This window comes from Stenotrophomonas sp. HMWF003 (assembly GCF_003061285.1).
Classification (GTDB): Bacteria; Pseudomonadota; Gammaproteobacteria; order Xanthomonadales; family Xanthomonadaceae; genus Stenotrophomonas; species Stenotrophomonas maltophilia_AP.
The window spans coordinates 1-7,688 of the sequence record NZ_QAIW01000155.1 but is presented as its reverse complement, the minus strand read 5'-3'; the positions used below and the strand labels follow the sequence as shown (position 1 = coordinate 7,688).

The following is a 7,688-nucleotide window of genomic DNA, read 5'->3' as shown; positions in this document are numbered from 1 at the left end:
GACTGGCCCTGCTGGCCCTCACCGCCCTGTTGAGCGCGGAACTGGCGTCATGTGCAGGTTGTCCGGATAATGCGCGGCCTCAGAAGGCCGTCATGATGGCGGCGTATCCGGCGGGGAACAACCCGCCCCACCCGTCTGCCATCGGCAGCGACCAGCCAGAGTTGCGCATGAAGATCGAAAAAGACCGCGTCGTCCGTTTCCACTACACCGTTGCCGAACAGGGCCAGGAGCCGATCGAGAGCTCCAAGGACCGTGATCCGCTGGCGATCCTGATCGGCCACGGCAACATCATCCCGGGCCTGGAAAACGCCATGATGGACAAGGAAGCCGGCGCCACCTTCGAGGTGGACGTCAAGGCGGCCGATGCCTACGGCGAACGTCGCGAGGGCCTGACCCAGCGCGTGCCGAAGAAGCATTTCGGCACCAGCAAGCTGGTCCCGGGCCAGCAGGTCGTGCTGCAGACCAACTTCGGCCCGCGCGCGGTCACCGTTGAAAAGGTCGGCATGAGCGTGGTCGACGTGGACCTGAACCACCCGATGGCCGGCAAGGACCTGCACTTCTCGGTCGAGATCGTCGACGTGCGTGAAGCGGCGGCCGAAGAACTCGAGCACGGCCACGTGCACGGCGACGGTGGCCACCAGCACTGAGTGCTGGCCAACCCGCCTGATCCAACGGCCCGCTTCGGCGGGCCGTTGCCGTTGTGCGCCCCGCACGCTGCGTTCGTGGGCGCCCACGCCGCCGCATAATGACCGCCTTGCCGGACGGAGTGCCTGTGAACGCTGCTTCCCCCCTTCTGCAGCCGGTTGCCGCCGGCGACCGCATCGCGGTGCTGGACATCCTGCGCGGCTTCGCCCTGTTCGGCATCCTGTTGATGAACCTGGAGGCCTTCAGCGGTCCGCTGGACCTGGCCTTCACCGGCATCGACCCGCACTGGCACGGCCTGGACTACGCCGCGGACGCGGCCATCTACGTGCTGGTGCAAGGCAAGTTCTTCACCCTGTTCTCGCTGTTGTTCGGCGCCGGCTTTGCGATCATGGCCCAGCGCGCCGACGCAGCGCGGCGCGCGTTCACCCCCTTTTACCTGCGACGCAGCGCGGCCCTGCTGCTGATCGGCCTGTGTCATGCGCTGCTGGTCTGGTCCGGCGACATCCTGGTGGTGTATGCGCTGGTGTCGCTGCCTTTGCTGGCCTGTCGCGAAGCGCCCACGCGCTGGCTGCCCGCGATGGGGGTGCTGACGTATCTGTGCGCGGCCGCGCTGATGCTGCTGCTGGGCCTGTTGATGGGCCTGTCGGCGCACCTGGAGACGTCTGGCACGCAGGTGGCTGACGCCGTGGCCCAGGCCGGGCAGACCATCGACATGCAGCGCCAGGCGTACGGCCACGGCACCTACCTGCAGGCGGTGGCGCAGCGCCTGCGTGACTTCTTCGCCCAGCTCAGCGCGATCATCGTGGTGGGGCCGGAAGTGCTGGGCATGTTCCTGATCGGCAGCTGGTTCGCCCGCAGCGGCGCGCTGGCCACGCCGGACACGTTCGCGCGGCTGTTCTGGCGGCTGCGCTGGATGGCACTGCCCACTGGGCTGGTCATGATGGTGGCCAGCGCGCTCTGGCAGCCGTACCTGCCGCCGGGCACCTTCACCCCCGCCAGCGGCGCGGCGTTCGCGCTGAATTCGGTGGCGTCGCTGCTGATGTGCCTGGGCTACCTGGCCTGGATCGTGCAGGCACGTGCGCGCCTGGCATGGCTGGCACCGGTGGGGCGAACGGCGCTGACCCAGTACATCGCGCAGTCGCTGGTGTGCACGTGGGTGTTCTACGGGTATGGCCTGGGCGCCTTTGAACAGATGCCACGCGCCGGCCAGGTGCCGTTCGCGATGGCGCTGTTCGCGCTGCAGGTGCTGGCCAGCACGGTGTGGCTGCGCTACTTCCGCTTCGGCCCGCTGGAGTGGGCGTGGCGTGCGATGACCTACCTGCACTGGCCGCCGCTGCGACGCGCGGCCGCCTGACACTGACCGTCGTCGTCACGACTGGATCGCGGCCGGGCATGGCATGCTCATGGCCTGCATGCGCGGTGGCGGCAACAGCGTTGCACCGCGTGGCGCACCTTACCGAGTCGAGCACTACCAATGAGCAATCACTACGACTATGACCTGATCGTGCTGGGCGGCGGCTCCGGCGGCCTGGCGGCGGCGTTCCGCGCCGCGCAACACGGGCAGCGCGTGGCGATGCTGGAGCCCGGCGAACTGGGCGGCACCTGCGTCAACGTGGGCTGCGTGCCGAAGAAGGCGATGTGGCTGGCGGCCGATCTGTCGGCCAAGATCGGCATGGCCGCGGCCATGGGCTTCGACGTGCCGGTGCGGCCGGCGCTGGACTGGAAGGAACTGGTGGTGCATCGCCAGGCCTACATCGCCAACATCCATGCCAGCTACCTCAAGCGCCTGAACGAGAACAACGTGGTGCGGGTGCCGCGCAAGGGCCGGCTGGTGGATGCGCATACGGTGGAATGCAGCGATGGGGTGCGCATCAGTGCCACCCACATCCTGATTGCCACCGGCGCCCATCCGCAGCGGCCGGACATTCCCGGCGCGGAACTGGGCGCGGTCTCGGACGATTTCTTCAACCTGTGCGATGCGCCCGAGCGGGTGGCCATTGTCGGCGGCGGCTACATTGCCGTGGAACTGGCCGGGCTGCTGCAGGCGCTGGGCAGCAAGGTCACGCTGCTGGTGCGTGGCGCCCGGCTGCTGGAACGCTTCGACGCCGAACTCACCGCGCAGCTGGCTGAAAACCTGCGTCACCAAGGCGTGCAGGTGCATTTCAACTATCGCCTGCGCGAACTGCGCCGAGAGGGCGAGGCGGTGGTCGCCTACGGCCATGACGGCCCGCACGAGGCGGTGTTCAACCAGCTGTTCTTCGCCACCGGCCGCCGCGGCAACAGCGCTGGCCTGGGGCTGGAAGCGCTGGGGATCGTGGTGGGCGACAAGGGGGAAGTCGAGGTCGACGAGTGGCAGACCACGGCCGTGCCCAGCGTGCACGCGGTGGGCGACATCGCCGGCAAGGTCGGGCTGACGCCGGTGGCGATCGCAGCCGCGCGCAAGCTGATGGACCGCCTGTTTGGCGGCAACCCGCAGGCGAAGATGGATTACGCCAACGTGGCCAGCGTGGTGTTCTCGCACCCGGCGCTGGGCGCGGTGGGGCTCAGCGAGGAAGAGGCACGCGAGCAGCACGGCGACGTGCGCGTGTACCGCAGCAACTTCCGCCCGATGCTGGAAGCGCTCTCCGACGGCACCCAGCGCAGCCTGTTCAAGCTGGTCTGCGTGGGCGAAGAGGAGCGCGTGGTGGGCGTGCACCTGCTCGGCGAAGCCGCCGACGAGATCCTGCAGGGCTTTGCGCTGGCGGTGAAGATGGGCGCGACCAAGGCCCAGTTCGATGACACCGTGGCGATCCATCCGACCTCGGCCGAAGAAATCGTGCTGATGCGGTAGGCCCGCGCGACACGCCGGGAGCCTGGCCCGACCCGGTCCGCGCCGTCGGGCACCATGCGACAATTCGTTCTCCCTTCCATCCTCCGGCCGCCCCGTGCGGCCGTCTGCCGTCCCGATGCCGCCTACCGTTTCCGCGCTGCCCACGTCCTCCGCCCGTATCGCTGCAGGCGGCATCGCGCTGGCTGCGGTGGGCGCCATCGCGGCGTCAGGCAAGGCGGTGATCGTCAAACTGGCCTACCGGCATGGCGTGGATGCCACCACGCTGCTGGCGCTGCGCATGCTGATGGCCTTCCCGTTGTTCGCACTGCTGGCGGTGTGGTCGGCGCGGCGGGCCACGGCACTGTCCTGGGGCGATCGCGGCCGGGTGCTGTGGTTGGGCTTCACCGGTTACTACCTGTCCAGCCTGCTCGACTTCCAGGGGCTGCAGTACATCAGCGTGACCCTGGAACGGCTGATCCTGTATCTGAATCCCACCCTGGTGCTGTTGATCAGCCTGGTGCTGCTGAAAAAGCGGCCCGGGCGCTGGCAGCTGGTCGCACTGGGGCTGAGCTACCTGGGCGTGCTGCTGGCGTTCGGCCATGACCTGCAGCTGGAGGGAGGGCGCATCCTGCTCGGCAGTGCGCTGGTGTTTGCCAGTGCCCTGAGCTACGCGCTGTACCTGTTCGGCAGCGGCCAGGTGGTGGCGCGGATCGGGGCGATCCGCCTTACCGCCTACGCCAGCTGCGTGGCCTGCGTGCTCTGCGTGCTGCATTTCGCGGTGCTGCACCCGCTGGCCGCGCTGGGACAGGCTCCGGCGCCGGTGTACTGGCTGTCGCTGATCAACGCCACCCTGTGCACGGTGCTGCCGGTGCTGGCGATCATGCTGGCGGTGAAGCGGATCGGCTCGTCGCTGGCCGCCCAGGTGGGTATGCTCGGGCCGGTATCCACCATCGTGATGAGTCTATGGCTGCTCGACGAACCCATGGGACCGTGGCAGATCCTGGGAACCGCCCTGGTGCTGCTCGGGGTGCTGCTGGTCAGCCGCGTGCGCGCGTGACACCGGCCGATGCCGTGTCGGCCGCCGATGCGGCGACGCAGGCGCGCGAGCGCATCCTGGCGGTGATCCGCGCAATCCCGCGCGGGCAGGTGATGGGCTATGGCCAGGTGGCGGCCAAGGCCGGCTTGCCGGGCAGGGCGCGGCTCACCGCGCGCGTGCTGGGCATGAACGAAGACCCGGACCTGCCGTGGCACCGGGTGCTGCGCTCTGATGGTCGCATCGCCATGCCCGAGGGGTCGCGCGGGTGGCGCGAGCAGAGCCAGCGACTGCGTGCCGAAGGGGTGGCGATCGAGCGCGGGCGGGTCAAGCAGATGCCGCGCAGCACCGGTGACGACCTGGACGCCGCGCTGTGGGGACCGGGCTGACCCCGCTACGGGAAGCGGTGGTTGAATGCGACGACGCAGGAGGCGGCCACGGCAGGGCGCTGCGGCTATGATGGGCACGGTTCCAAAGGATGCCCTCATGTTTCCGCGACTGCCCACTGTCACCAAGGCACTGTTGATTGCCAACATCGTGCTGTTCCTGCTGCAGCAGCCGTTCCTGCTGGGCAACGGCACCTTCGAGCCGTTCATGCTGCAGCCGCTGCGCGATGGCTTCGATCCGTTCTCGCCGGGCGGCAACTTCCAGCCGTGGCAGCTGCTGACCTACGGCTTCCTGCATGGCGGCTTTGGCCATCTGTTCTTCAACATGCTGGCGCTCTTCATGTTCGGCGCGCCGCTGGAACAGACCTGGGGCGAGAAGCGCTTCCTGACCTACTACCTGGTCTGCATCGTCGGCGCCGGTCTGTGCCAGCTGCTGGTGGGCATGATGATGGCCGACCCGGCCACCGTGCTCGGTGCCTCCGGTGGTGTGTTCGGGCTGTTGCTGGCCTACGGCATGCTGTTCCCGAACCAGCGGGTGATGCTGCTGTTCCCGCCGATTCCGATGAAGGCGCGCACCTTCGTGATCGTGTTCGGCGCCATGGAGCTGATGCTCGGCGCCACCGGGTGGCAGCCGGGCGTGGCCCACTTCGCGCACCTGGGCGGGATGCTGTTTGGCTGGCTGCTGATCCGGTACTGGCGCGGCCAACCGCCGTTCAACAAGCGCCCGCCGGGTGGCGGTCCGCGCAAGAACCACCTCCGCAGCGTCCGCTAGCGGCGAACGCGTAGGCGGTACATCACGCGAAGGGCACCGACGGTGCCCTTCGTCGTATCCAGGCCACGGGTGGAACAGAAGCAAGGACGTTTCCCGCATGAAACTACTGATCCTGGGTGGGTATGGCGTCTTCGGCGGGCGCCTGGCGCGACTGCTGGCTGACCGGCCCGACCTCGAACTGCTGATCTGCGGCCGCAACCTCGCCGCCGCGACCGCGTTCTGTGCCGACTACACCGGCGCGCCGGTGCTGCGCCCGCTGCGCGCCGACCGGCAGCACATCGCGCCGCTGCTGCACGCCGAACAGCCGGACCTGCTGGTGGACGCTTCCGGTCCGTTCCAGGATTACGGTGAACACCCGTACAGCGTGATCGAGGCCTGCATTGCCGCACGCATTCCGTACCTGGACTTCGCCGATGCGGCCGATTTCGTGTTCGGCGTGGCCCGGTTCGACGCGCAGGCCCGGGCCGCCGGAATATTCGTGCTGTCCGGGGTCAGCAGCTTTCCGGTGCTGACGGCCGCGGTGCTGCGCGAGATGGCCGGGCGCATGGATATCGTGGCGGTGGAGGGCGGCATCGCCCCGTCGCCGTATGCGGGCATCGGGCTCAACGTGATGCGCGCGGTGGTCGGGTATGCGGGTGCACCGGTGAAGCTGCAGCGCAACGGCGTGCCTTCGCACGGGTTGGGGCTGGCCGAAAGCCGGCGCTTCACCATCGCCGTGCCGGGCAAGGTGCCGCTGCGCAACGTGCGTTTTTCGCTGGTGGACGTGCCCGACCTGCAGGTGATTCCGCCCGAGCATCCCACCTTGACCGACATCTGGATCGGCGCCGGTCCGGTGCCCGAAGTGCTGCACCGGGTGCTCAACCTGCTGGCCAGGGCGCGTGCCACGTTCGGGCTGCCATCGCTGGTGCCGTTGTCGCGCCTGTTCTACACCGTGCTCAACCGGATGAGGTTCGGCGAGCATCGCGGCGGCATGTACGTGCATGCCACCGGCCTGCGCGGGGGCCAGGCGGTGGAGGAAAGCTGGCACCTGCTCGCCGAGGGCGAGGACGGACCGTACATTCCGTCGATGGCGACCGAGGCGGTGGTACGCAAGCTGCTGGCCGGCGAAAGGCCGGCCGAGGGCGCGCGGCCCGCCACGCACGCGTTGGCGTTGTCGGACTACCACCGGTTGTTCGAGGGCCGTGCGATCTTCACCGGCTTCCGCAGCGAGGACCCGCACGCCAGCCTCTACCAGCAGGTGCTGGGCAGCGCCTTCGCACAGCTGCCGGCGCAGGTGCAGGCGCTGCATGCCGGGGTGGACGAACGACGCTGGCGGGGCACCGCCGAGGTACGGCGCGGGCGCGGGCTGCTGGCACGGATGGTGGCGGCGCTGATCGGGTTTCCACCGGCGGCCAGCGCGGTGCCGGTCAGCGTGGGGTTTACCCCCGAACGCGGCGGCGAACGCTGGACCCGCGATTTCGGCGGCCGCCGGTTCTCCTCCTGGCAACGTCGCGGGCAGGGCAGGAACACGCACCTGCTGGTGGAGCGCTTCGGAATCGTGGATGTGGCGCTGGCCCTGGTGGTCGAGGGGGACTGCCTGCGGCTGGTGGCGCGGCGCTGGTCGTGCCTGGGTATTCCGCTGCCGACGGCGCTGCTGCCGGGCGGGCGCACGTTCGAAACCGAGCGCGACGGACGTTTCGTGTTCGACGTGGAGATCGCCGCGCCGTGGGTCGGGTTGATCGTGGCCTACCGCGGCAGCCTGGCGGCGGATCCACGGTAGAGCCACGCCATGCGTGGCTGTCGCGGCCGGGCAACATGGGCGGCGGCGGTCGTCGGTCCGCAACGAAAAAGGGCGCCCGAAGGCGCCCTTTTCCTTACCCTGCCTGCGCCTGGACTCAGCGCCAGACCTTGATCTGGTCGTTGTCCACGCGCTGCATCGGCTGGCCCGGCTTGCAGCTGAAGGTCGCACCGAACGCCGGCAGGTTGGACAGGGCACCGTTGGTGCGCCAGCGGCCCGGGGCCAGCACGTCGGCGGTGAGCCGCTGGGCGGCTTCGTTCGGCGAC

Annotated in this window: 8 protein-coding genes; 7 read left to right on the top strand and 1 reads right to left on the bottom strand. The window is 69.1% G+C overall.

The features are described from left to right. Window positions 1-167 precede the first annotated feature (167 nt). The 7 genes from DBR34_RS06170 to DBR34_RS06140 all read left to right on the top strand — a co-directional run bounded on the left by DBR34_RS06170 (window position 168) and on the right by DBR34_RS06140 (window position 7,404). On the top strand, window positions 168-647 hold the full coding sequence (locus DBR34_RS06170; protein WP_128096127.1) for a peptidylprolyl isomerase: 480 nt from the start codon (window positions 168-170) through the stop codon (window positions 645-647). 98 nt (window positions 648-745) lie between these two features. Then, a complete protein-coding gene (locus tag DBR34_RS06165) occupies window positions 746-1,999 on the top strand; it encodes a DUF418 domain-containing protein (RefSeq protein ID WP_128096126.1) in 1,254 nt (417 codons plus the stop codon). Window positions 2,000-2,119: 120 nt separating this feature from the next. Next, window positions 2,120-3,475, top strand: a complete 1,356-nt coding sequence (gene gorA, locus DBR34_RS06160; RefSeq protein ID WP_128096125.1) for a glutathione-disulfide reductase — start codon at window positions 2,120-2,122, stop codon at window positions 3,473-3,475. A 115-nt stretch (window positions 3,476-3,590) separates the two neighbouring features. Further along, complete coding sequence (locus DBR34_RS06155; protein ID WP_128096124.1) at window positions 3,591-4,511, top strand: DMT family transporter; 921 nt, start codon at window positions 3,591-3,593, stop codon at window positions 4,509-4,511. Continuing rightward, window positions 4,508-4,876, top strand: a complete 369-nt coding sequence (locus DBR34_RS06150) for an MGMT family protein (RefSeq protein ID WP_258223706.1) — start codon at window positions 4,508-4,510, stop codon at window positions 4,874-4,876. Before DBR34_RS06155 ends, DBR34_RS06150 begins: the two co-directional genes overlap by 4 nt. A gap of 97 nt (window positions 4,877-4,973) precedes the next feature. Continuing rightward, entirely contained in the window at window positions 4,974-5,645 is a 672-nt protein-coding gene (locus DBR34_RS06145) for a rhomboid family intramembrane serine protease (RefSeq protein WP_038687159.1), read from the top strand. A gap of 97 nt (window positions 5,646-5,742) precedes the next feature. After that, the gene (locus DBR34_RS06140; RefSeq protein WP_128096123.1) at window positions 5,743-7,404 is read left to right on the top strand and encodes an SDR family oxidoreductase; all 1,662 of its coding nucleotides are present in this window, start codon (window positions 5,743-5,745) and stop codon (window positions 7,402-7,404) included. 115 nt (window positions 7,405-7,519) lie between these two features. Here the strand turns inward: DBR34_RS06140 and DBR34_RS06135 are convergent. Further along, on the bottom strand, window positions 7,520-7,688 hold a 169-nt coding region (locus tag DBR34_RS06135; RefSeq protein WP_146186776.1), incomplete at its 5' end, for a M13-type metalloendopeptidase.